The 26,148-nt window shown below is 49.4% G+C and carries 17 protein-coding genes; 7 read left to right on the top strand and 10 right to left on the bottom strand.

Features of this window, described 5'->3' with window-relative positions:
• Nucleotides 1–70 precede the first annotated feature (70 nt).
• From ABWH99_RS19800 to ABWH99_RS19780, 5 genes are all read left to right on the top strand, one after another.
• Nucleotides 71–3,565, top strand: coding sequence for a SusC/RagA family TonB-linked outer membrane protein (locus ABWH99_RS19800; RefSeq protein WP_375583533.1), 3,495 nt, complete (start codon nt 71–73; stop codon nt 3,563–3,565).
• A 19-nt stretch (nt 3,566–3,584) separates the two neighbouring features.
• Nucleotides 3,585–5,039 carry a RagB/SusD family nutrient uptake outer membrane protein gene (locus ABWH99_RS19795; RefSeq protein WP_375583532.1) on the top strand — a complete coding sequence of 485 codons (1,455 nt, stop codon included), beginning with the start codon at nt 3,585–3,587 and terminating at the stop codon, nt 5,037–5,039.
• A gap of 95 nt (nt 5,040–5,134) precedes the next feature.
• Complete coding sequence (locus ABWH99_RS19790; RefSeq protein ID WP_375583531.1) at nt 5,135–7,291, top strand: hypothetical protein; 2,157 nt, start codon at nt 5,135–5,137, stop codon at nt 7,289–7,291.
• Complete coding sequence (locus ABWH99_RS19785) at nt 7,272–9,200, top strand: hypothetical protein (RefSeq protein ID WP_375583530.1); 1,929 nt, start codon at nt 7,272–7,274, stop codon at nt 9,198–9,200. The genes ABWH99_RS19790 and ABWH99_RS19785 overlap by 20 nt, the downstream gene beginning before the upstream one ends.
• Before the next feature lie 140 nt (nt 9,201–9,340).
• Nucleotides 9,341–11,554, top strand: a complete 2,214-nt coding sequence (locus ABWH99_RS19780) for a beta-galactosidase trimerization domain-containing protein (protein ID WP_375583529.1) — start codon at nt 9,341–9,343, stop codon at nt 11,552–11,554.
• A 47-nt stretch (nt 11,555–11,601) separates the two neighbouring features.
• On the opposite strand, the gene ABWH99_RS19775 is transcribed toward ABWH99_RS19780, so the two are convergent.
• The 3 genes from ABWH99_RS19775 to groES all read right to left on the bottom strand — a co-directional run bounded on the left by ABWH99_RS19775 (nt 11,602) and on the right by groES (nt 14,143).
• The gene (locus ABWH99_RS19775; protein ID WP_375583528.1) at nt 11,602–11,976 is read right to left on the bottom strand and encodes a response regulator; all 375 of its coding nucleotides are present in this window, start codon (nt 11,974–11,976) and stop codon (nt 11,602–11,604) included.
• A gap of 210 nt (nt 11,977–12,186) precedes the next feature.
• On the bottom strand, nt 12,187–13,815 hold the full coding sequence (gene groL, locus ABWH99_RS19770) for a chaperonin GroEL (RefSeq protein WP_375583527.1): 1,629 nt from the start codon (nt 13,813–13,815) through the stop codon (nt 12,187–12,189).
• Nucleotides 13,816–13,864: 49 nt separating this feature from the next.
• Nucleotides 13,865–14,143 (bottom strand): co-chaperone GroES, encoded by a 279-nt coding sequence (groES, locus tag ABWH99_RS19765; RefSeq protein WP_073095107.1) that lies wholly within the window; start codon nt 14,141–14,143, stop codon nt 13,865–13,867.
• Between the two features lie 230 nt (nt 14,144–14,373).
• On the opposite strand from groES, the gene ABWH99_RS19760 reads away from it, so the two are divergent.
• Nucleotides 14,374–15,084 (top strand): hypothetical protein, encoded by a 711-nt coding sequence (locus ABWH99_RS19760; RefSeq protein ID WP_375583526.1) that lies wholly within the window; start codon nt 14,374–14,376, stop codon nt 15,082–15,084.
• Between the two features lie 143 nt (nt 15,085–15,227).
• Here ABWH99_RS19760 and ABWH99_RS19755 read toward each other — a convergent pair whose 3' ends face one another.
• The 7 genes from ABWH99_RS19755 to miaB form a co-directional block, all read right to left on the bottom strand.
• Nucleotides 15,228–16,199: a sterol desaturase family protein gene (locus tag ABWH99_RS19755; protein ID WP_375583525.1), complete on the bottom strand. Its 972-nt coding sequence runs from the start codon at nt 16,197–16,199 to the stop codon at nt 15,228–15,230.
• A gap of 150 nt (nt 16,200–16,349) precedes the next feature.
• Entirely contained in the window at nt 16,350–16,721 is a 372-nt protein-coding gene (secG, locus tag ABWH99_RS19750; RefSeq protein ID WP_375583524.1) for a preprotein translocase subunit SecG, read from the bottom strand.
• Nucleotides 16,722–16,724: 3 nt separating this feature from the next.
• Complete coding sequence (locus tag ABWH99_RS19745) at nt 16,725–17,126, bottom strand: hypothetical protein (protein ID WP_375583523.1); 402 nt, start codon at nt 17,124–17,126, stop codon at nt 16,725–16,727.
• Entirely contained in the window at nt 17,074–17,574 is a 501-nt protein-coding gene (locus ABWH99_RS19740) for a hypothetical protein (protein WP_375583522.1), read from the bottom strand. The genes ABWH99_RS19745 and ABWH99_RS19740 overlap by 53 nt, the downstream gene beginning before the upstream one ends.
• Before the next feature lie 41 nt (nt 17,575–17,615).
• Nucleotides 17,616–18,152, bottom strand: a complete 537-nt coding sequence (locus ABWH99_RS19735; protein WP_375583521.1) for an LptE family protein — start codon at nt 18,150–18,152, stop codon at nt 17,616–17,618.
• Entirely contained in the window at nt 18,139–19,452 is a 1,314-nt protein-coding gene (locus tag ABWH99_RS19730) for a sigma-54 interaction domain-containing protein (protein ID WP_375583520.1), read from the bottom strand. Before ABWH99_RS19730 ends, ABWH99_RS19735 begins: the two co-directional genes overlap by 14 nt.
• Before the next feature lie 16 nt (nt 19,453–19,468).
• Nucleotides 19,469–20,929 carry a tRNA (N6-isopentenyl adenosine(37)-C2)-methylthiotransferase MiaB gene (gene miaB / locus ABWH99_RS19725; RefSeq protein WP_375583519.1) on the bottom strand — a complete coding sequence of 487 codons (1,461 nt, stop codon included), beginning with the start codon at nt 20,927–20,929 and terminating at the stop codon, nt 19,469–19,471.
• Nucleotides 20,930–21,166: 237 nt separating this feature from the next.
• On the opposite strand from miaB, the gene ABWH99_RS19720 reads away from it, so the two are divergent.
• Nucleotides 21,167–26,125: a translocation/assembly module TamB domain-containing protein gene (locus ABWH99_RS19720; protein WP_375583518.1), complete on the top strand. Its 4,959-nt coding sequence runs from the start codon at nt 21,167–21,169 to the stop codon at nt 26,123–26,125.
• Nucleotides 26,126–26,148: the final 23 nt, after the last annotated feature.

The following is a 26,148-nucleotide window of genomic DNA, read 5'->3' as shown; positions in this document are numbered from 1 at the left end:
GGCAGCGCAGATGAGCCGCGCACCTGCCTCAAAACTTGAAGAAATTATGTTTAATCTAACGTTCTAAATTATGAAAAATTTATTACGCATACTACTTATGTCAGTCAAATTTGTACTGTATGGATATGCTTGTTTGGTGGTGACCATGACTTCAGTGGTTGCTCATTCCGTGAATGGACAGGTAAAAAGCATCGAGGAGATCCGTGTGGCCCTAACTAACCAAAACCTTACAATAAAGCAAGTATTTGAGACCATCGAAGCGGAAAGTGACCTTCGTTTTTTTTATTTTGAAAAGAATGTTGATTTGAATCAGAAGGTAACCCTGATTCCCGATCGCCGTTGGGTAGCAGATATTCTGGCGGAGCTTTCTTCCAAAACTGACTTGAAATTCAAGCAAATCAACACAACGATAGCCGTGAATAAGCGCCGGACTCGCTCGTCTACCAAGGCGGCAGCGGTGCAGGAATTCAAGACTGTCAGTGGCATTGTGAGGGATTCCGAAGGGGAGCCGTTACCCGGGGTAACCGTTTTTGTAGAAGGGGCATCATCAGGTACCGTGACCGATCTGGATGGACGATTTTCGCTGGAGACCCCGGAAGAGGGCTACCTGATCATATCCTTTATTGGGTTCAAAAGAGCACGTGTGAATCTCTCCAACGGAGGCACTTTTGACATTACCTTGCAGCCAGACAATACCACGCTCGAAGAAGTAGTGGTTACGGGCTACGGTAGCCAACTCAAGCGGGAGGTCACGGGTGCCATTTCCTCCGTCAAGGGAGAAGAGTTGGCACGCGTACAGGTGCCTTCATTTGATGCGGCCCTGCAGGGAAAAGCGGCAGGTGTGCAGGTGAACCAGGGTAGTGGTGTACCAGGCTCGCCGTCCAGGATTCTTATACGGGGTACATCTTCTATCTCAGCAGGATCCGAACCCCTTATTGTAGTAGATGGCTTTCCTTTGACACAAGAACTCACCGGTCAGGGGGGAATCAATTCGTTTATGTCCATCAACCCTTCCGACATCGAGGACATTCAAGTCCTAAAAGATGCAGCTGCTACGGCCATTTACGGTTCCAGGGGAGCCAATGGGGTGATTTTGGTCACCACCAGGTCGGGAAAGAAGGGTCAGAGTAGCATTAACTTCAACTACAGCTACGGCGTGCAAGAGCCGGCCAACATGGTGGAAATGGCAGACGGCGCTCAATGGCTCCGGATGGTAGATAGCTCGTTCGCAAACGATGGGTTTGACCGCCCATGGGACCCGGTTGTAGACGGTGGATTGGTGAGTTCGTTTATCGATGCTCCCAATGAATACCTCACCCGGCAAATGGTGGAGCAGGTGGCAGCCGCAGGGGGAACGGATTGGCTTTCCCCTATTTGGCGACAGGGATCCATTGAGGACGTGAACGTGTCCGCAACGAGGGGTACCGAACGGTCCTCCTACTTCATTTCCTTGCGGTACCAGGACCACAAAGGATTGATGAATGCGCAGCGGTTGCAAACCTATGGATTACGCGCGAATCTGGATTTCACCATTTCGGATAAGCTCAAAACAGGAATCAAAACCAACTTTAATTATTTTGAAAATCAACGGGGTCAGTTGGGCGGAACCAACGAAGCCAACCCCAATGGGGGTAGACCGGACCGTGGAAACCGGGGCGGGTATGGCGCAGCTATCGGCGGAGCGGTACCGGTGTTGCCTGTATTTTTGGAAGGCGGCAGTTATTTCGACCCTTTTGGTGGGCGAAATCCTATCGTGGCAAACCTTCCTTCCAACTTTCTGGATAAAGCAGAAAATTACCGAAACATCAGCAATGTTTTTGTGGAATACACACCCCTGGAGGGGCTGAGTCTACGGGCCGAGGGGGGAATCGATACCTGGTATACCAAATCCACCTATCACGTCAGCGATGCGGTACGTATCTCCCGGTACGGAGAAGTAGGAAATACCTTGCGCAATAACCTCAATATCAACGCCTATGCTACCTATACAAAGAAAATGAATGCACATTCCTTTACCCTGGTGGCAGGTGCGGAACGGCAACGCAGGAATTTCTTCCGAACGGACGCTCGGGCTGAAAATCTGGTCTCTTCTGATTTCAATATTGGAGAGACAGCCGGAGACAATGTCATTTCTCTCGTAACCGGAACCTTCCCGGAATTTCGGATACAGAGTTATTTTGGAAGACTGAATTATACCTATAAGGACAAGTATTATGCCATGGCGAGTTTTAGACGGGACGGGGCTTCCGTATTTGGCAGAGACAACCGATACGGGCAATTTCCAGCCCTGTCTGCGGGCTGGATACTCAGTGAAGAAGATTTTGCCAGTAGCCTGGGCCCGGTGAACTTTTTAAAACTACGTGCGAGCTTTGGGCGAACCGGAAATGCCGATATACCCAATGTATTGGAAAACCAATACGTGACCTGGCCAGCCTACTCCTTCGGATCGGGAATCATTCAAAGCGTTATCGGCGTGCCGGATATCCAATGGGAAGAAATCAACACCTTTGACGCTTCCCTTGACTTCGAGGCCTATGAAGCGCGGGTCAGCGGTTCTGTTGGGTTTTACCAACAGGATGTGAAAAACATGCTATTACTGAATCCCATCCCTCCGTCTCAGGGCATTTTGCTGGGAAGTTCGGCCATTTGGACCAACATTGGCGATTTGAGAAATCGAGGGGTTGAACTATCCCTCAATAGCGTCAACATCGATCGTCCGGGAGGGTTTAGTTGGCGAACGGATTTTAACCTGACGCTGATACGTGACAGGGTCATGCGCCTGGTCCCCCGACTGGATGAAAACAACCTGGGAATCGTTCAGGGAGCCACCATTACCCGATCGGGAGGCCGATTGGGCACCTACTTCATGGCAGAGCATGCCTTTATTGATCCCGCTACCGGCTACGAGTACATTTACGAAATCAACCAAGACCTGTTTGCCGAAACCGGGATCATCGAAAAAACAGGTGAAACAATATTGGCGACTCCTGCCAATGCCCAGCAAAACCGGGTAGAATTGGAAGGAAAGAGCGGCCTGCCCACCTATTTTGGGGGCTTTCAAAATACCTTTGGCTACAAAGGACTTGAACTGACTGTGTTTCTATCTTTCCAGGGCGGGAATTACCTCTACGATGGAAATCGGGTAGAAGTCTCCGGTAGCTCAAACTTCCGGGCAGACCTGGAGGAGCGTGTTTGGACGGAAGACAATCCCAACGCAGAACTGCCCAGACAGAGCAACTTGAAGCGGACGCGGGAAAACGAACCCCTGGCCCGACCGGGATCCACTTCCCTCTACCTGCAGGATGGCTCTTTTGTGCGCCTGCGAAATGTACAACTGAGCTATGACCTACCCCAAACCTGGCTTTCGAAAGCAAATATCAAGAATGGGCGGGTATATGTCAATGCCACCAACCTGCTGACCTTTACCGGATACGATGGCTTTGATCCGGAGGTGGCTAATTTTGATTCCAACCGCCAAAACCGGAACCTGACGCAGGGTTTTGTGGGCGGCAGCCCTTTTCCCCAACTGCGTACCATTACCGGGGGTGTTTCATTTACTTTTTAACAACTAACCTAAAAAGAACATGAAAAAGACAACAACGATCAATACATACGTTTGCCTGCTCCTGTTTTTGGCAGCGGGATTATTCAGTTCCTGCGAAGACCAGTGGCTGGAAGATATCGGTACTGTTTCCAATGGATTTTCGCAACCCAGAAACACCCAGGATTTGGAACAACTGGTCAATGGTGCGCTTTGGGTAGCAGGTGGTAGCGGAGGTTTTCGTGGCATCCATGGCAACCAGGCCATTTATTCCGCCACCATCTCCGATGTGGGAAAACTAATGGATGACCTGGGAGTGGTGGGTCAGGATGCGGTCGATTGGTACAACCGTGATTTTTCCAACAATTCGCATTCCCAACCTACGCGCAACTGGGAGGCTGGGTATGCAGTCCTGCTTGCTGCCAATGCGGTAATCGATTGGGTGGACCAAAACGGTGCCTTTGACGATGCACAGTCGCATTGGACCCCCCGTATTTTGGGGGAGGCTTACTGGTTGCGTGCCTGGGTTAATTTTCACCTGGTGCGCATTTTTGCACCACCCTATGGTTCCGACAATAGTGCTCCAGCGGTAATTATCAAAAACAGGATGCCCAACTCTGCTTTTGACAATCCTGAATTGAGTACCGTTCAGGAAGTGTACGATCAAATTTTGGCAGATTTGGAACAGGCCATTGAATTGCTGCCGGAGCAATACGACGCGGACAGAGATCCTCCCGCCTACGTGGATCGGCAAGACCGTATGGCGGCTCATTTCCTGGCCATGCGCGTCAATTTCCAAATGAGAAATTGGGAGCAAGCCGAGGAACATGCGGATGCGGTCCTGAATTCAGGACGGTATCCGCTTGATCAGGATCCCATTGAAGCCTGGAACAAAGACCAATTTGGTGACAAAGGCAACGAGGTGGTGTTTCAGTACGTAACCTCTGGTTCGCAAACCCGGTGGAAACCACCTGTGATTTCCCGGTGGTTGGGATACTCCGATCCCAATGGGAGATGGAACCTTACGAACCGGTTTAATAACAACCAGATCATGTCGTTGAGCGAACACTTTAAATCAATCACCGGCTGGGACAACCACGAGGAAGCGATGAACGATAAGCGGTACCAGCAATTGTTTATCTCGTTTGGACCGAACGAAGACCCCAGACCAGCCTACCAGGGTTTGGCTAGCCGGGAGGTGTGGGGGCATAAATGGTACCGAGCAGGAGAGGCTGAAGCATCGAATCGCGTTTCCAGCCTCCCGCTGATGCGGGCGGCCGAAGCCCATCTTACCCGGTCCTACCTGCGTTTTTCCCGTGGAAACGAAGACGGTGCCCGATCCGACCTGAATGTCGTTCGGAACAGGGCTGGGCTGGAAGCCTATTCGGGTCCCATGTCTGCCGAAGTCATCGAAATCGAACGGATGAAAGAGTTGGTTTTTGAGAACGATAGGCTGTACTACCCTGCAAGCCCTGCAGCGGGAGATTCCCAATGGTGACCGTGGACCGGGCGGCATCGACTGGACAGCCAGAACCTGGCAGCCTGTTCCGCAAAACGAACTGGATTTAAACCCAAACATTGACCGCTAAACCTATGGAGTGTTTTTTTTCAAAGGAAAAGCCTTTTACCGGGCTTTTCCTTTGTATTCTCCTGGGAGGCTTTGCCCTTGCTTTCCCCACCGAAGTCCATTCCCAGCAATATTGGTCCATTGAGAGCTATCCGGATGAGCAGGGATTTCAGGACAGATCCGCCGGACTGTTGGAAAGACTGGCGGCTCAGGAGATTGCAAAAAGGTCTCAGGGCACGGCCATTTGTCCGGACACCGGACGTTCCTTTAAGACCTGGGCAGTGGAAGGAGAATACGTGTTTTCTCCTTATACCGGAAGAAAAATCCGACAGGGCCCGACAGGATATTTTGGACCCAAAGAAAGGGGAGAAGACGGACAGATCATTCGGTTTGGCGGAGATGCCTTAAAAAAGGACCTCATTCCTGCCACAGCAAAGTTACTACAGAACTCCTCGGATTCATTGACCCGTGCCTTTTTGTCAATACCGGGAAATTTAGCCCAGCAATACCACTTTGCTGCCAAGAACTGGGCCCGGTTTTACCCCCTTCTCGCCGAGGAAATGGGTCCCCGCTGGAGAAAACAATTTCAGCAGGCTGTGGCAGAGTATTCGGCATTGTCCAGACCTTCGGATGGATACCGGACCTATGCGCCCCTTTCTATCCCTCATGATCTGGTGGGAGAGCCGGGGGAATTGCTGGGCGGGAATAAGAAAGACGGAGGCACCGAAAATCACAAAATCATGTGGCGAACGGCAGCCATGGTGTATGCCGGCTACTTTCCGGACAGTGCCCGAATTTCCGGCTGGCCCGTCCATCAGGCAGAGTCCCTGGTGAATGGGTATTTATCTGATTTTTTAGAAAGGCTATTGACCACGGGAAACGGAGAATACGATTCCGAGATTTATTATCCTCATAGCATCGAATCCTTGTTAAACGTTTACGATTTTGCCCGGTCTGCAGGAGTAAGGGATGTAACGAAGGCCATTTTAGACTATTTCCTCATCACCCTGGCCGTAAAATCGTACGATGGCGTCCTGGCTGGTGCACAGAAACGCGGTCCCGCTCAGTTGAATCGGGGAGGCGAGCTAAGTAGCCTGTTTCATACCTGGTTTGGTTCTCCCGTGTTGGACGACAAGCCCGGTTCCTTACATCAGGCGACCAGCGGATACCGACCGAATGCACTGATATGGAAGCTTTTTCACAAAGACTTTGACATGCCGCTGGAGTTAACCGTCGCCAGGCCTACCTACGCTATGGATCAACCAAACGATGCGCAGGAATATTTCTACGGAAGCAGGAATTTCGGAATGGGAAGCGTTTACCTAAACCGATTGGATAATCCCAACCAACAGGTTCAGTGGTCCCTCGTGTTTCGAACGGATCAGGGACCTCAAACCATGGGGGGAGGGCAGCCCTTTCATGGGAGCCCGGGGGGACACAGTCCCTACACCCAGACCTTTCAGTACCGGCAAACCCTCATCGTTGCTGCTGCGGAAACCGATAGCATGGGAAAGAAGAAGGACCCGGCCCAGCCCATGCGAAACAAGCTGGGCAAAGAAGCGTTGGTGAAATTGGACAAACCCCCTGCGGTGGACAGCCCGGGCTTTATTGACTGGTTGAAAAAGGCCAGGTACCAGCAAGCCTGCTGGCTATTTGTCCCGAAAAATGGCGCTGAAATCACGGAAATAAATGGAAAGCTATTTCTCCGATCGGACCGGGTATACATAGGAATTACACCGTTCTCCAAAGACTATTACTGGATCGATTCTCCTGCAAGGGACGGATGGTCCGGAAAGCGGGATCTTTTTCTGGATTATTCTATATTAGTGGTGCCTGGGCCTTTCTCTGGGTATGTGTTGGAAGTACACGAGAGCGAATCTTTTGCAAATTTTGAGGAATTCATGGGGCAGATGCAGGCTGAATCCGCCCTGAGACTTAGCCATGGTTCAAAGATAGCAAGGTACCGATCCAGTACCGGTGATTCCCTGGAAATGGCGTATCGGGGGGATGCATTGCATGCCACCGGTAGGATAAATAAAAAAGAAGTAAACTTCGCCGATTGGAGCCCGGAAGGGGTGTATACATCGGAGGTGTTAACGGTTGGAAAGGGTGTCCTTCGGTTAAAGCTGGACGGTAAGGTTCAAACGATGAAATGGACAAAAAATGGCATTGAAAGACACTAACGGGAATAGAGGACAGGCCTCGCTGTTGGGGATACTGACTCTGGGGTTGCTGCTGCTTGGGCAGGTATCCACTACAATGGCACAAAAAAATGCTTTGGATTGGCTGATAGATATGCCGGATTTGGACAGCACGGTTGCGGTGGGGATGCATCCAAGAGGTCTGCTGTTGCCGGAGGAAGTGCCAGTTCTTCGGAAGAAATTGGCAGAGGAGCGGTACGCCGGTGTCATTCCTGCCTGCAGAGAAAAGGCGGAACAATTGGCAAAGGACCTGCAGGAAGGGAATCCCGATGCCCGGCAACTCGCTGAATCGGCCGAAATGTTCGCCCTTTTGCATTTGTTTTCCGGCGAAACCGGATTTGCCAACCGGGCATTTTCTCAGTTGGAGCGTTTGTTTGAGGACCGGGTAATTGTGAACAATCCCATATCCAGAGGGCTCACACGGGCAGCCGTCCTCCGCTCGCTGGCGATGACATACGATCTGTGTTATACCGGATGGTCTCCCGGGCAAAGAAACCTGGTAAACCGGCAATTGTACAAACTCACCTATACCACTCAGGCAAACATGGGTGCCGAAGCCAACTACAGCCTGGTAAGTAATTGGATGGGAGTACGCTGGGGGGCGGCCCTCTTTGCGGGAATGGTCTGGGACAATCCCTTTCCGGAAGAACCTTCCCTCATGGATCCGCTGGTATGGGACGCCACCAAGCGACTGATGGATCATGTCAGGGAAAACATCTATCCACAAGGCTGGAACGCGGAAAGTATCGGTTACCACTTGTACAATTGGTCGTTTATCGGCCCGGCCCTCATCGCATTCCAAAACAGAGGGGGCCAGGGAAACAGCCGGTCTGCGCTGGAAATGCTCGCTCCTACCGCCAGTGAGGCCGTCGAAGCCATGGCACCAACCATGGTCAATATCTTTGCCAGGGAAGGACTCACGGGAATGAAGCCCGATCTATCCGATGACAACCTAAATCTTGGCACGGGACTTTTCGGACTGGCTTTTCGCCTGTATCCGCGGTCCCAACTTCCCCAAATCAAATGGATGCACGACTATTTGGGCGACAGCTCCCTTTATAGCCTGCTCTATTATCCGGAGGAGGTGCGTAGTAAAAATCCAGCCGAAAGCGGCTGGTTAAACCACGCCGATACCACGCAGGGGGTGGTCGTTTTTAGAAACCGATTCGCCAACGACAAAGACATAGTGGCTGTTTTTAATACCTCCTCCAGACGCATCTCCGGGCACAAAGGGCCGGATGTCAATACATTCCGCATCATCGGTGGGGGTGTTCCCCTGGTTATCGGAGCTGGCAGAACCGGAAAAATCGCTGGTCAAACCAACGTATTTCCCCAGGTCCCGGATACAGACCAAAAGGGGAAAATGGACGCGGGTATACTGCTGGATTTTGGCTTCGACGGCTCCGGTTCCGGTTTTGCAGTAGGACAGGGAAGCAATACGGGGGTGCAGGAGCACCGGCGTAAATTTACCGTTTGTTACGACAAAGCATCCGCCGCAGAAGCTGTATTCCTGGTTGAAGACCGATCCGAAAACGGACGAATCTGGAGAATGGCTACTCCCGAATTCAATGAGGTTTCCCTTTCTGAAAATGGGTTTACAATTCATACACCCACCGGTTATACCCTACGTGTCATTGCGCTGGGCAGCCTCGGGAGGCAGGTTGTAAAGGAAGGTAAGGTTCCTTACGGCGGCAGGCTTTCCCGGGTGAACCCCGGAATCGTCTGGAACGGCCGGTCGTATACCCAAAGCAAGGTAATCGACCTGGAAATGGAGGGAAACCTGAAGGTAGTGATGGTGTTGAAGGCACCGGGTCAGCCGGAACCCGAAGTACGAATCTCTGACGACGCCGAACGTGTATTTGTAGGGAATTTGACGATAGCATTGGAATAAACGCGCCCCTCCGATCAAATGGGGCAAGACCGCGGCTACCTATTTGGGGACGCTCCGTTCGCGGGAAAGAAACCAAGGTCTCCAACATCCCTGCGGGGTAAAAAAGGACCGTAATACCTTTAATATAAATGTAGTATCAGATGAAAAAAGAATCCCTTATCGGCTGCCTGTTGCTTGGATTTCTGCTTCCATCATGCCTGGAAGCCCGGCAGGAGCACGATTTTCTACACGATTTATACGATAGCAGGCATCATTCTGCAGCCCAACAGCGTTACCGGGACCTGGCTCCGGTACCAGCAGGAGTGGTATACATTCAGCGACCGGGAGAGGGTGAAGCAGAGATTCGCTGGCACTTCCGGACGATGAAAGAGTTGGGCTTTACAAATCTCAAACAAATCATGCCATTGCCGGATTGGTCGCTGGAGGACATCCAACGGATTGCGTTGGAGGAAGGGCTCATTCCCTGGTGGTATGCCGAGGGAGGCTGGGATCCGATTGGTCCAGAGTTGCTTCAGAAACTCGGCCTCCCAACCGGCATGGAATTGAGCGAAGTTCGGCGGCATCCAAAAATGATTGCCTACCAAACCGAGTTTTTGAAAAAGCGGGTACAAAGGTATGCCGAGGAGGTGCGTCGTACCGGGCACCGGGAACGCATCCGTGGTTCCAGCAGTGCCTATGACCCAATTGTCGGCAAAAGGGGGTTGGATTTGAGCGATAGGGGCAAGGAATTATTTGTAACATGGGCGAAGGAGCAGTATCAAACCATTGAGCAGCTTAATTTTGCACACAATCAACACCACCACGGTCTGGCAACGGGGGGAAAGCCCTACACTTCCTGGGAGGATTTTGAGAAAAGGTGGCCTACGTACAATCACCGGGAACTGCGTATCGTCCGGGATATCCTCCGCTTCAAAGCGGATTATGGGATTTCGGCTCTGGAAGAAAAAGTAAAGTCTTTCCGGGAAATTGACCCTGACGCACCCTACCGGGCAGGGGGAGAACTCGGTTTGTTTCGTCCACATGCCTATTTTGGCGTGAACTTTCCTGGAATTGCCGAAGCGATGAAAGATGTCGGTTCCTTTTACCCGTCGATTCATTTCACCTGGCATTTTGACCAGGTTCGGGACGAGCTGGGTCCTACGGTGTACATGCAAGCCAGTTACATTCAGGACATGTTCAAAGGAGGCTGGAGTGGTGGCTGGGAAACCACTGGAGGCCCTCAGCAGTTTGGCGGAGAAAAATTCGGGCAAAACAACAAGGGGTTTACGGTAGATGCTCCGGAAATGGAGCAATTTGTACTAAGCATGCTTGCCGCCGGATTCAAGGGCTGGGGCCTTTGGAGTTGGTCGGTGCGGACAGCTGGGGCGGAAGTCGGTGAATATGCCCTCCTGGATCATCAGAATAACGTCACCGAACGGGCCATAGCCGTGGGAAAGATCGCCAAAGCCATGCAAAAATACAGGGAAGAGATCTGGTCCATGCACAAAGAACCGCAGGTCGGTGTTTTCTTCGACTGGGACAACGAAGCCATGTGGACAGCCCTATCGCTGAAGGGGCAGGACAGCCTGAGGTACCGACCCATGGAGGCTCGTGTTGGGCTGACGCGTGCGTTGATCAATTCCGATATTCCATTTGAATTTGTAAATAAACAGGATTTGGAAGCGGGCCTGGCCCAACGCTATCCCGTCATTTACCTACCGGCAATACTGGCCCTGGACGCATCCATCGTTTCGATATTGACCGAATATGTTTCAAGGGGCGGGCGGTTGGTGATGGACATGCCAGGGGCTTGGATGGATACCTATTCGGCCCTTTTTCCCAGGGGTAGCGACAGTGACTTTGCGGACCTGTTTGGTGTAATCTTGAGAGAATACCAGTTCTCAGGTATAAACCGGAATTGGTCCGTGCAGGGAGCAGCACTGAAAGGTTCCATAGGTGATATTCAACCTGTTTCTGCGCAGGTGGTTCAACGATTCGACAACGGGAAGGCGGCGATTACTTCACAGAAAAAAGGAAAGGGAGAGGCCATTCTTATCGGCTACGAGGCTGCCAGAGCTTGTTTTAGGCCCCATCAGGATTTTGCTGAAAAGCGTCTGTTGCACGCAATCCTACCCGATGGAATCAAAGCTCCGGTAAGCAGCGAACAAGCGATTGTATACCGCCTGGCAGGTCCGGAAAGTGACCATTATTTTTTATTGAACGAACAAGCCGAACCGATAGATGCAAGCCTGGCTATCGAAACTCCGACCTATGTCGAGATGGAAGATGCTGTCAGCGGCGAGAAAATCCCGCTTCATGCACCGGTCCGAATTAAGGCGCACGGGGCCAGGTGGTTACGCATGCAAAAAAAATAGCCGGTTTGTAGTGAAATAGGGTAGGGAGGCAGGAGGGAAGCGGTAGGCTAGATGAGTGTTTCGAGCTTTTCGTGAGTTAAGGGTTTTTCTATGAACCCGCTAACAAAAGGAAACTCTTTGGATTTCTGCCGGTCCTGGAAGTCTATCGAACTCGATAGCATGATGATCCGATCATTTCGTTCATTTTCAAGTTCCACATAGTGGCTTAGAAAATCCCAACCGTTCATTACCGGCATGTTGATATCTACCAAAATCAATACCTTTTTATCCAATCCTGGAGTTTTTAAGTAGTCCAGTGCCCGTTCTGCTTCTAAAAATTCGATGGTTTTGGGTGAAAGGTTTAATTTGTTGATTAACCGTTTATTGATTAAGTTATTAATGGGGTCATCATCAATTAAAACAATTAAATCGAATGGATACATTGATTTTTAAAATAACATTTCTCTCGCTCGATCTCTATTTTCTGAAATTTAACACTATAATCTCAGTATTAAAATATTCTTCACATTTTTTGTTGCCTATGCATCGACGGGGTGCCAGTGGGCCAAGGACCGACACTTTGATTGAGATTGGGACAAAAAAAGAGGGGAAGCTGTAGGCTTCCCCTTTTTCTTATTCCCGGACGCGATGCATTACATCATACCGCCCATTCCTCCGCCTCCCATTGGAGGTCCAGCTGGAGCTTCTTCCTTGATGTCCGCTACCACACATTCGGTAGTCAGCAGAAGTGCCGCGATTGAGGCAGCATTTTCCAGCGCCAAACGGGTAACTTTGGTAGGATCGATTACACCCGCTTTGAACAGATCTTCAAACTTATCTGTTCTCGCGTTGTATCCGTAATCGCCCTTGGAATCTCTGATCTTGTTGATGACCACAGAACCTTCTCCACCGGAATTGGAAACAATGGTTCTCAATGGAGACTCCACTGCTTGTTTGATGATGTTGATACCGGTGTCTTCGTCTTCGTTTGCTCCTTTTAGTTTATCCAAGGCGGCAGAAGCGCGAATCAGAGCAACTCCACCCCCAACGACTACACCTTCCTGTACAGCGGCGCGTGTAGCGTGCAGGGCATCGTCGACGCGGTCTTTTTTCTCTTTCATTTCTACTTCAGTGGCTGCACCAATGTACAGGATGGCGACGCCTCCGGAAAGCTTGGCAAGCCTCTCCTGAAGTTTTTCCCGATCGTAGTCCGAAGTGGTTTTTTCGATCTGACTCTTGATCTCGTTGATTCTACCTTCGATCGCTGCTTTTTCACCAGCACCATTTACGATGGTTGTGTTGTCTTTGTCAATATTGATTTTTTCGGCGGTACCCAGGTAGTCGATCGTAACGTTCTCCAGTTTGTACCCTCTTTCTTCAGAAATCACGGTACCTCCGGTAAGTGTTGCGATGTCTTCCAACATGGCTTTTCTACGATCGCCAAAACCTGGTGCTTTCACCGCAGCAACTTTCAATGCGCCTCGGATTTTATTCACTACCAGGGTAGCAAGCGCTTCTCCATCCACGTCTTCGGCAATGATCAAAAGTGGTCGACCAGACTGAGCTACGGGTTCCAATACAGGAAGTAACTCCTTCATGGCGGAGATTTTCTTATCGTAGATCAAGATGTAAGGGTTCTCCAATTCGGCTTCCATTTTCTCCGTATTGGTGGTGAAATAAGGAGAGAGGTATCCTCGGTCGAACTGCATCCCTTCAACGGTCTTCACTTCAGTTTCGGTTCCTTTGGCTTCTTCGACGGTAATCACCCCGTCTTTGCCTACCTTTTCCATCGCATCTGCAATCATTTTACCGATTTCGTCATCGTTGTTTGCAGAAATGGTCCCAACCTGAGCAATTTCTTTCGAAGTGGAAATTTGCTTGGATGCTTTTCTTAATTCTTCTACTACAGAGCTTACCGCTTTGTCGATACCTCGCTTTAGGTCCATGGGATTGGCGCCTGCCGCTACGTTTTTGATACCTACTGAAAAAATCGACTGTGTCAAAACGGTAGCGGTAGTGGTACCGTCTCCGGCATCATCTGCCGTTTTTGAGGCGACTTCTTTCACCAACTGGGCCCCCATGTTTTCGATAGCGTCTTCCAGTTCAATTTCCTTGGCAACGGTTACCCCATCTTTGGTGATGGTTGGGGCACCAAATTTTTTGTCCAAAATCACGTTTCTGCCCTTGGGACCTAACGTTACCTTTACTGCGTCTGCAAGCGCATCTACACCTTTTTTCAGACGATCTCTCGCATCCGTGTTGAAAAATAATTCCTTAGCCATTTTTACTCTTTTTTTTCGTTAGAATTAATTAAACTTGATTAAAGGATCCTTACAGGATAGCGAATATGTCCGCTTCTCTCATGATCAGATAATCTGCACCTTCCACGGAAAGTTCGGTACCGGCGTACTTGCCATAGAGGACGGTGTCTCCGACCTTGACAGTCAACGGCTCGTCTTTCTTGCCGTTTCCTATCGCGACGACGGTGCCTTTTTGTGGTTTTTCTTTGGCAGTGTCAGGAATGTAAAGACCTGAAGCTGTTTTTTCTTCAGCAGCAGCGGGTTCTACCAAAACCCTGTCTGCTAGAGGTTGGATGTTAACTTTAGACATTGTGATTGAGTTATTTTTAAAGTTTAATTTCTACAATACATTTTCCCATTGTACACTTTCTGTGCCAATCCTAAAGGAATACTTTTTCCTGACATAAAGTCTTATTTAATCCGTCACTCCCTGACAGCCGTCTGAAAAGCTATTTTTTGATCTGTCATTTTTTCTGTATGGCATTGCATGGCAGGTCCGATTTTCGTATTTTTTGTGACATGAATTAACAACGTTTACCTATGGACAAATTATCTGAAAACTGGATCTCGGAAGGTTGGATTGATTTCGAGTACAAAAAGTATCTTTTACTGGCTTACCTAAAGGAAGTAAACGAAAAATTTCAGGCGGTAAAGCTGTATCCGGCCCTAAGTGATTTGATTGCGCACCACGAAAAACTTTCGCTTTTGGATCAAAACCGAAATCAGTTGAAACTTGCGTTGCCGAAAGAAATGGAAGGTATCGATCTGCAGAAAATGAAGATCAGGTACAAAAACAAAATGCAGGAGGATGATGTCATGAAAGAGCTAGGCGACATCATTTCCTTCTCCCTGCCCAAAATCAAGCAGCATATCGAAGAAGGAAAATCCATCTACGACTTTATCGAAAGCCACCTGGAAATAGAACCGGTAGGCTTGACACCGATCTATCAACGGGAAGGCTATGCCTTGTTATCTTACCAGCATTCCCGGGATGTTTTTATTTACCGGTACCAGATAAACCTTTTTCAAAATAGCGTGGACCGCTTTAGGGGAATCGCCCTGCGGTTTATCGCCGCAGTTAAAAGGAGTTTGACAGTGACCTACGAACGTATAAAAATGGATCTGGTCAAAAAGTTTACCGACTTGCCCAATCCGTCCACCTGGAAAATCCATTCTGCGCAACAGGTTCCTTTGGAGGAAAGCTTGCTGCCGGTCAGTAAACGTTTGTTGTTAAAAAACGTGACGCCCTAAGCCGGGTACAGCAAGCCAGGGGTAAAATAAGGGACATTGCATCGGCCGTACGGCGGACTGATACCTGCCGTTTCCTTTGCAAAAAAAAGAGGCCGTCTTCCCAGGGAAAGACAGCCTCTTTGTGAACCCGTTCAGTTCATTCGTTATTCTTCTTTTTTCAACAGCGAATTTTCATTGCTTACGAGAATAGGGCGCGGGGCTTCGTGAGCCCTGGCCTTATTTTTTTCCTCGGCTTCTTTTTCCCGCAGTTCCCGGGTTTTGATCACCTCATCACCCGGTTTACCAAAGAGGATACGGAATGCTTCTTTCCCATTTTTTGCCTTCCGAAGGTCCCTAACGATATCTGCCCACTCGTGAAAATTTAAATAAATCGGATTATAGGAAGTGACCGGTTTGGTAATGCCGTAATTGGGTCGTTCCCCTTCCGGCATAAATGTGCCGAATATTCGGTCCCAAATAATAAAGGTCGAACCGTAATTCTTATCAAGGTAATGCGCATCGCTGGCATGATGGACCCGGTGGTGCGACGGCGTGGTAAAGAAAAACTCGATAGGCCGGGGAAGCTTCGTTATGTACTCGGTATGGATCCAGAATTGGTACAAAACGGCTATTTGGTGGCAAATGAAGAACACAAAGGGATCAAATCCCATAAGCATCACCGGTACGAAGAAGATAATTTTTATGTGTTGGGTCCATCCCAATCGAAAGGAGACCGAAAAATTATACTTGGATGAATTGTGATGGGTAATGTGGGTAGCCCACCAAAAGCGCTGCTCGTGAGCCACGCGGTGCGCCCAGTAGCGAGCAAAATCAATGGCAAAAAAGCAAACAATGAACGACCACCAGGTAGCCGGTATTTTCCAAGGTACCAGGTTCCAGCAAAACAATGCGATTCCAAAGGTAAAGACTTTGAGCAGGGCACTGATGCCGACATTTACCAGGCCAATCGTCGTGGCGGCCATGAAATCCTTGCTGTCGTACGTGTCTTTTTTCTGATACAAGCTGATTCCCCACTCGATGAATACCAATAAAAACATCACGGGAGCGGCCCACAGGATGATATTGGGCCACTTATCGGCACCCAAGTCTTCCATTGTTAAATGATTTTCAAACATAAATCGTGTTTTTGGTCGGTTTTGTATGGTTGTTAAAACGTTAAATTAGTCATATTCCCGCTTTTCGTCAATATTTTCGGTGATTTGTTGAAAAATAAAAAAAGGCCTGTTTTTATAAACAGGCCCGGAATATCTCGTATAAACCGATCGTTATTCAATGGAATCAGCCGCGCTTTCCGACTCAAGAGGCTCTATCTCCTGGCCTTGAGTGGGGAGTAAGGACTCCTCATCGAAAGAAGGTGTGAGTATTTGTTTTTGCGCATTTTCTACGTTGGGAGAGCTAAATCCGGAGGGAGCGCTGGTTCGGTGAAAAGCAGAAGATCCAAGTGAAAGCACCAAAATGGCAATGGCCAAAACCCAGGTTGCCCGCTCCAGAATGTTACCGGTTTTGGTTACACCCATAATTTGCGAAGCACTTCCGCCAAACGCGGCTCCCACTCCTCCTTTTGAGTTCTGGCCAAGAATGACCAAAATCAACAACACGGCCAATACAATAATGATACTGATCAGTACTACAAACATGTTTTATGCTTTTAATTTTTCAATTTGATCTGCAAAGTAAGTCTTTTTCTTTGGGAATTTCAATATTAATTTTCTATATATTTCGATGGCTTCTTGCTTTTTGTTTTGCTTCACCAATAGCTTGGCAAAAGACTCGGAAAACATGGAATCGTTCAGATGGGTGCTTTTTTCAGACAGATCCGGTAAGTCCGGCTGTACCTCCATTTGCTCCCGCGGCAGGCGAATGGGCTTTTCCTCAAACGAATCAATCAGGTCCATTTGTTCTTTTTTCCGCTCATCTGTTACCAGCCGCTCTTCCTTTTCGGCAATGCTATCGATCAGGTCACCGGCGGACGCGTCCGGAGCTACCCCCTTAATTTGCTCCTTTTTTTTCTGACTCCTCTTCCGAAGATGGACTGCCACCATTTTTTTTGATTTTTTTTAGGTTTTCTTCCAACCTGCGCAGAATCTCGTCCCGATTAGGTCGGGAAGATGGGGTGTGGGGCGGTTCTGGAGGAGGTGCCGTCGCTTCTGACGCGGAAGATTCAGGAACAGATGCAGGTAGAGAAGCATCGCTTTCTTTTTTTTCTTCCGTTTCCGCTGCGGAAGGCTGATCCGGAAAAAGGGTTTGCCTCAGTGACAGACTCCCCGTGAGCAATCCCTTCAGTCGTTTTCTGTCGGGACTAAGCACCGCCGCGGCATGCAACAACTCGTTGGAAGGGTCCGGCGATTGATCCCATCCGTATTTCGCTCCAAGAATCTTAGGTAACAGGAAGTAGGGAAACTCCTCCTGTAAGGAAAGCGCTTCCTTAAAATCTTCAGGGCTCAAATGCTCTATTTTTTGAAGCAGGGCGAGAAATTCTTGAGAGTTCACAGCTTTTCGGTTTATGTATCTTCCCTTAAGTTACTTAATTTTTACCAATTAGCCACGGTTGATGTAAAAACATCCTGGATGATGTTTTCAAATATTACTTCTACGAGTTCTGTTTCTACTTGCAGGAGGGAGGTAGTCCGGGGATCGTAGTCCTGAAAAAATGAAAAGGTTTTCTTGCCATTTTCTTCTTCGTTGGCAAGATTCACAAAATCCACTTCCACACCGATGGTGATACGCATTTGTCCCGCCCGGTCCGGTTGGTTGCTGTTGGGATTGGCAACGGTTGCCTGCGGGCTGATGGTGTATCGGGTGATGGCTCCGGATAGCTGCAGATCTCCACTGTTTTGTATCAATTCGAGTTGTGTGTTTCGCTGGAAATAGTCCTTTAGCTCCTCTGTAAATAGTTGCCCCATATTGGCCGGTCCCCCGCCGGAGTCGTTAAAGAAGTTTGCCACCGAAAAGGTCTTGGTCACGTTGTAATCCAGGGTAGTTCCGGTAAAGCTGTATTCTACCTTACAGGCCTGTATCCAGCAGGAAGCCAGGCAGATGAGAAGCAATGAACAGTTACTCGATGTCATATTGCTTGATTTTTCGGTACAGGGTTCTCTCCGAAATACCCAGGTCCTGGGCTGCGTATTTGCGTTTGTTGTGGTGCTTTTTTAATGCCCGGGTGATTAATTCCTTTTCTTTCTTTTCCAAGGACAGGGAATGGTCGTCCTCTTCGTGTAAAATATCTTCGATAATGTCCTCTTCGTACGGGTTTCTCGCCACTTCCTTCTCCTCGGTATGTGCCTTTTTGTCGCTCAATGATTCCAAAACCAGCGGGAGATTTTTGGACGGTTGCGGACTATCTTCGTAGGGAGTTTCCGTATCCATGTCGTCAAAAAGGGTCTGGTGTTTTTTCATGATCGTTTGGTCCAAGCCGCCCGAGCGATAGGATTCAAGGATCAGCTTTTTCAACTCGGTCATGTCTTTTTTCATGTCAAACAAGACTTTGTATAAGATTTCTCTTTCAGAAAAGTCCGAGAAGGTGTCTTGTTGTCCCTTATTCCCGGGAAGGGAGGCAGGCAGGGTGCTGCTTTCGTTGGGCAGGTAGCGCGCCAGGGTATCGGCATCTACTTCCCGTTCCTGTTCTAATAGCGAAATTTGCTCTGCCAGATTTTTGAGCTGGCGAATATTACCCGGAAATGGAAACTTGGTCAATAGGATTTTTGCCTCATCGGTCAAAACGATGGGTTTCACCTGGTATTTTTCCGAAAAATCCGTGGTGAATTTCCGAAAGAGTAAGACCATGTCCTCTCCCCGCTGCCGCAAGGGAGGGACAAAGATCGGAACGGTATTCAGGCGGTAGTACAAGTCTTCCCTGAACTTGCCCTTTTCTACCGCCTTAAGCAGGTTTACATTCGTGGCAGCGATTACCCGTACGTCCGTCTTCAGGACTTTGGAGGATCCCACTTTGATAAACTCTCCGTTTTCGAGCACGCGCAAAAGCCGGGCCTGGGTCCCAAGGGGCATCTCACCGATTTCGTCCAGAAAAATAGACCCTCCATCGGTCACTTCAAAGTATCCTTTTCGGGCCTCATGTGCTCCTGTAAACGACCCTTTTTCGTGACCAAAGAGCTCGGAATCAATTGTGCCCTCCGGTATAGCGCCGCAGTTAATGGCAATGAATTTACCGTGCTTCCGCTTGCTGAGCGCATGGATGATCTTCGAAAAAGACTCCTTTCCACTCCCACTTTCTCCGGTAATAAGTACCGTCATCTCTGTGGGAGACGCTTGCATGGCTACCTGAATGGCATGGTTTAGCAAGGGGCTGTTACCTATGATACCAAACCGTTGTTTGACACTGAGAATTTCTGATTCGCTGATTGGGACCATACGCTTTTCCTGATTATCAGTCGGTGACTTCTCCAAATAACGTGGCTGAGGAGCAATCCGTAATCCGTACCTGTACGTAATCGCCAATTTGTAACCCTCCCGCAGCAACAATCACCACCTTATTCGCTGAATTTCTTCCTTTCAATTGTTCGGCGGAGCGTTTGGACTGACCTTCGATTAAAATTTCCTGCACGGTGCCAATGTCTCGTTGGTTACGCATCAAGGAAAGTTGATTTTGTTTTTCAATGATTTCCTGCAGTCGCCGTTTTTTCGTTTCCAGAGGCACATCGTCCGCTAGCTTTTTGGCGGCAAGGGTTCCGGGTCGTTCCGAGTAGTAAAACATGTAGGAGAAATCGTACTGGACCAGGTCCATCATGCTCAACGTATCCTGGTGTTCCGATTCCGTTTCCGAACAAAAACCCGCAATCATGTCCGAGGAGATGCCACAATCTTCTCCCAGAATTTCACGAATTTTCCGTACCCGATCCAGATACCATTCCCGGTCGTAGGTACGGTTCATCAGCGCCAATATACGCGAATTACCACTTTGAACCGGCAAATGAATGTACTTGCAAATATTGTCGTACCGTTTCATCGTCAGCAGTACCTCGTCCGTGATATCCTTGGGGTGAGAGGTGGAAAAACGTACCCGTAGTCGGGGATCAATACGGGCAACCATTTCCAGTAAATCTGAAAAATGAATCACTTCGGACAGTACTGTCTCTTTTTTGTTCAAACGGGCCTTGTTATTTTCTTCTGCCGACCATTTGTAACTGTCGACATTTTGCCCCAAAAGCGTGACCTCCTTGTATCCTCGTTGAAACAGTTCTCGGGCTTCGTTCACGATGGAATGAGGGTCCCGGCTTCTTTCGCGACCCCGGGTAAAGGGAACCACGCAGAAAGAACACATGTTGTCGCAGCCCCTCATGATGGAAATAAAAGCCGAGACTCCGTTGGAATTCAGCCGAACCGGAGAAATATCCGCGTAGGTTTCTTCTCTTGATAAAAAGGTATTTACTCCTTTGCTTCCTTCTTCTGCCTGTCCCACCAGATTGGGCAGGTCCCGGTAGGCATCCGGCCCTACCACAAGGTCGACCAGTTTTTCCTCCTCGAGTAATTTTTCCTTCAGCCGTTCGGCCATACATCCCAATACCCCGATGGTAAGTTCCGGCTTTTCGGACTTTACCTGATTGAATTGGCTGAGGCGCTTTCGTACCGTCTGCTCGGCTTTTTCCCGTATCGAACAGGTATTTAAGAAAATCACATCCGCAGTCCTGAAATCAGATGTGGTATCAAACCCATTGTCCTTCATAATGGAAGCGACGATTTCGCTGTCCGAAAAATTCATCTGACAACCGTAACTTTCTATATACAATTTTTTTGTTCCTCCGGTACTTTCTTCCGCAGTGATTGCTACGTCACAGCTTTTGTCCTCCTCCTCCCGGATGATATCGATGTCTTTAATTATGTTTTCCATGGGATTACTTTCTTTCGGACTGCAAATTTAATAAAATACAGACAGATTGTCAGGATTACCTCTTATTATTATGAGGTAAATCTGCAAATGGGATATTCATTTGGTGCGTGTTGAGATTCCCCTGGATTTTTTGTAAATTTTTGGTGTAGTCTTTGATACGAATGTTCTGAAGAATAAATTTTATGTAACACGAGAGTGGGTCGGTTATCCACTCTTTTTTTACCCATATTTGTAGTCTTGAGTAAGAAAAAAACCATAGTGGGCCAGATTTTAAAAGTAGCCGGCTGGATTTCCCTGATCCTGCTGCTGCTCCTTACCAGTCTGTTGCTGTTTATAAGAAGCCCATTTGGTCAGCGAATAATCGTCGGTAAAGCGACAAGGTACCTTACTGAAAAAGCGAATACCCGATGTTCGATCGACCGCTTGTTTGTGACCTTTCGGGGAGACGTGTTTTTGGAAGGGCTTTACCTTGAAGACCAGCGTGGGGATACCCTGATTTATTCGCAATACCTGGAAACAGGAGTGGCACTACTTCCTTTTTTTAGAGAAAACGAACTTGTTATTTCCCGTTTGCAATGGGAAGGGCTGCGGGCAAACGTTCGCCGGGATAAAGCGGGCACCTTTAATTTTGATTTCCTTGTAGACGCATTTGCGGGATCTGCTTCGGACAGCACGCCCGTTTCGGAAGACGCGGAACAAAGCCAGGCCTTTTCGGACATTTCTTCAGGCCCGATAATCCTTCAACACTGGAAAATCCGCTATGCCGATGATTTTTCGGGTACATCGGCTGCTTTGGACCTTGGCGAACTGAACCTAACACTTGAGATGACTTCTCTCGAAAGCATGGAATTTCATGTCAGCAATCTTCACTGGGAAAACAGCGAACTTCGGTACACACAGCAGGAACCACTTCCCGAAGAAACCGATGGAGCGGATTCGGGCCTTGAGCTGCCGCTGCTTATCCTGGATCGGTTTTCCCTGAGCAATATTCAGGCGCGGTACCAATCTGTACCGGATGGCATGGATCTGAAAGCCAGTATTGGGGCCTTTCTCCTGGAATTGCCGGAGGCCAACTTGCCGGAAAAGCGCATCCGTATCAAAAGGGTGCAGCTCGAAAATAGCCAGATCGCCTACAGCAGTGAATCGGGAGAGTATCGTACAGATCTTCCCCCAGCAGATTCCCCAGTGGAGGATTTATCCTGGCCTGACTGGGATGTAGCGCTAGCTTCGCTGGATTTGACCCAAAACCAATTGCGCTATCGGGTGAATGGAAAGCAGGCAATACGGGGAGCATTCGATCCGGAAAACGTCGAGCTTACGGATCTTACGTTGAAGTCCAACCACCTTTTTCTAAATGCTCGCGGCGCCGGAGCCTCCCTAAAGCAATTGGCGTTTCGAGAACGTTCAGGCTTTGCCCTGAAGGATTTCCGAATGGACCTTCAATTGGATACAACCGCCTTGCGGCTGGAGGAAGTGCGCGTAGCTACGGGTTCAAGTAGTCTGGCCGCTAGCATGCAGGTTGCATTCGAATCCCTTGACGATTTTATCGCTCGCCCGGAGGCCTCCCGTTTTTCTCTACAGCTGCCCCAGATGGGGCTGGGATTAACGGACGCCTACTATTTTTCTCCGGAGTTACGGGACGACCCGTACCTGCAAGTTCTGGAACAGAAATCCATATCCGGCGAAATCATGGCTTCGGGCACCATGCAATCTCTCGTACTGGAGAACGTCGAAGGCCGTTGGGGGAGCCGTACGGCGATGCGTTTACAGGGCCAAATTGGCTCACCAATGGATCCCGATGAATTTTCCTGGCGCTTGGATTCGCTTTCCTTTCGCAGTGTTGGGGAAGATTTAGACCGGCTTTATCCGCAAGATAGCCTGGGTATCGCTTATCCTAACGAACTGGAACTTATGCTTCGCAGCGAAGGCTCCCTGGAAAATTTTTCGCTTTACTCCCAACTGGCTGCCTACGAAAGTCGCATGGATCTGGAGGTTACCGTAGCTGAGGCCGAAGGTGGATACGACTATGTACTCCGGTCTGATCTAACTGGCTTTCCCCTGGGAAACCTGTTGCAGAATCCCCAATTTGGCGACCTGGGTTTTGCCTTGACGGCGAAAGGAAACACCGGGCCTCCCGAAGCCTTAGACTTGCTGCTCGACACGCAAATCCGTCAATTCGAGGTTTTTGGTCACGACTACGCCGGTCTTCGACTTCAGGCAGACATTTCGGAGGGGCGGGGGGATCTGGAAATTGCCCAGAAAGAAGAATTTCTGGACATGCGCTTGACGGCAGGTGTGGACCTGAATCCAGCGGATTATCGACTTCAGTTGGACATCAATCTGGTCGGCGCCGACTTGTATGGCTTACACCTGAGTCCAAGAATGCTTCGTCTGGGCATGGATTTGAGCGCAATTGCGCAGGGCTCCGGCGAAAGCTACGAGTTGCAAACAGAGCTCAGGAATGGTACCGTGGTATTGGACGAGCAGCCGTTGCCGATGGGAGATTGGGACCTTTCGCTTGGTGTCAGTCCGGATACGACGGATTTCAAACTATCGAGCAATTTGCTAGAGGGCACTTTTCACGCAAACGCCGATCCGCTCCGCACCGTTGATGGCTTGGTAAGGCATGTGGGCAGGTATTTTTCGGATAGTGTTTCTCGTCCGCATGCGCAGGATTCTACCGCGGTACTGGCGGATTTGGCCTTAAAAGTTCGCTCGACCCTGTTGCTCAACCAGGTGGTATTGCCCGGGCTGGAACGGTTGGACGAGGGATCGGTTAGAGTCACGTTTGACGAGGCAAATGCCGCCCTGGACGGCACCGTTTTTTTTCCCTACCTTTCCTATTCCGGGTTGGTTATGGATAGCCTGGGCATGCGGATTCAAAGCGATCCAGAGAACGTTGATTTTAATTTTGGTTTAGTGGCATTGGAGTCAGGACCGCTTTCACTGGGCCGAACGTATTTTACCGGTAGGGTTCTGCAAAAGATGCTTTACCTGGATTTCAATGCCTGGGACCAAGATACCTTACTTACCCATCTCGCATTCGATGTGAGTCCCATGCAGGATAGTGTTCGGGTACATGTAAATCCGGACCGTCTGATTTTCAATAGAAAGCAGTGGTTGATTCCCCCTGATAATGAGGTGGTGCTGGGGTCTTCATTGCTTGGTTTTCGCGAATTTGTCTTCAGCCGGGAAGGGCAGGAGCTCTCCGTTTCCAACCGTACAGAGGAAGCCATTTCGGTGAATTTCAAGGATTTCCGCATGTCCACCTTCACCAGTCTGCTAAATGCAGACGAGATGGTCGCTTCGGGATTGGTTAATGGAGAGGTAATCGTCAAAAATCCATTCGGTGCCACCGGTCTACTGGCCGATCTATCGGTTCGCGATTTGCACGTGTTGGAAGTACCGGTTGGTAATCTGAGCCTGAATGCAGCCACCAGGGGCGATAACAACTACGATTTCGATTTGGGGCTTGCAGGCAAGGGTATTGAACTGCAGCTTTCGGGTGGCTACATTGCCGATACGGAAGGCGCTCAATTGGACCTTGCCGTGAATCTGGAGCGTTTGGAGATGGAGGTTCTGGCAGGACTCTCCGCAGGGGCTATCCGTGACGGTTCGGGCTACCTGTCGGGTTCGTTCGAGGTAGCGGGAACCACCAACTCCCCCAGGTACGCAGGCAGACTTCGCTTTCAGGATACCGAGTTTAAAGTGTCCGCGTTAAATACCGTTTTTGCGCTGGACAAGCAAGAGATCGAACTGGACGAGAGCGGGGTTTTCCTGAATCAATTGACCATTCGGGATGCCCAGGAAAACGAATTTAAGATGGATGGGAAAATTTCGACGGAAAGCCTCGGCAATCCGCGGTTTGATTTGACGCTGCAAACCCAAAATTTCCGCGTACTCAACGCTTCGGTAGAGGATAACGATTTATTTTACGGAGACGCAATCATTGGGGCAGCGGTCACCATTCAGGGAGATTTGAATTTACCGATCGTGGACGCCGAATTAACCGTTGAAGACGGTACCAATTTGAGTTTTGTGGTTCCCGAGAGCCAGCTCGATGTGGTCGAACGAGAAGGGGTGGTATTATTTGTGAACCGAGCCGATCCGGAGGATGTACTCACCAAGCGACTCAACGAAAACGTCAATGCAGGTTTTTCCGGGTATCAAATCTCTGCCTTGCTCAAGGTGTCCCGCTCTGCCATTTTTAATCTGGTGATCGATCAGCGGTCGGGAGACAATTTGCTTTTGGAAGGGGCAGCGGATCTGCGCTTAAATATTGATCCCAATGGCCGTATCAATCTGACTGGGATGTATGAGCTCAGCAGAGGACACTACGAGCTCAGCCTGTACAATCTGGTCAACCGGAAATTCGATATTCAGGAAGGAAGTTCCATCACCTGGGCCGGGGACCCCATGGATGCAGACCTGGACATAACGGCCATTTACCGCATTCGAACATCCGCTGCAGGGCTGATGACCGCGGCTGCTGCGGGCGGGAGCCGCGAAAACATGGCACAATACCGGCAAGAACTTCCCTTTCTGGTGTATTTGATAATCAACGGAGAGCTGCTAAGTCCGCTCATTTCCTTTCGCATGGACATGCCCGAAGACCAACGGGGCGCCGCCGGGGGGAGTGTGTATGCACAAGTACAACAATTGAACAACCGGGAGGGAGAACTGAATAGGCAGGTTTTCTCCCTGATGGTACTGAACCGGTTTTTTCCCGATGGCGATAATGCGGGTGGAGGCAGTACAGCGGCAATGGCCCGGTCCAGCGTCAGTCAGTTGCTTTCGGGGCAACTAAAAAGCCTGACAGATAATGTATTGGGAAACAGTGGCGTGGAGCTGGATGTGGATTTGGATAGTTTTCAGGATTACCAACAAGGATCGCTACAAACCCGTACCCAACTCAATCTGAATGCCAGAAAACGGTTTTTGGACGACCGGTTAGTGGTACAGGTAGGTAGCCAGATCGATATAGAGGGTAGCTCCCTAAACCGTGGAAGCGAAAATGCCCTTCTTGGAAACGTCAGCATCGAATACCTGCTTACCGAAAACGGGAGGTACCGGCTGCGAGGATTTCGGAAAAACCAATTTGAAAGCTTTATCGAACGGGCAGTTGGTAGTCACCGGTATTTCGGCCATTTTCAATCGCGAGTTCAACTATTTTCAGGAGTTGTGGAAAGGCATTGATACCCGGAGAAACGGAAGCAATC

This window comes from Cyclobacterium xiamenense (genome assembly GCF_042140265.1).
GTDB classification, from domain to species: Bacteria; Bacteroidota; Bacteroidia; order Cytophagales; family Cyclobacteriaceae; genus Cyclobacterium; species Cyclobacterium xiamenense_A.
This window is presented reverse-complemented; position numbering and strand designations above follow the sequence as displayed.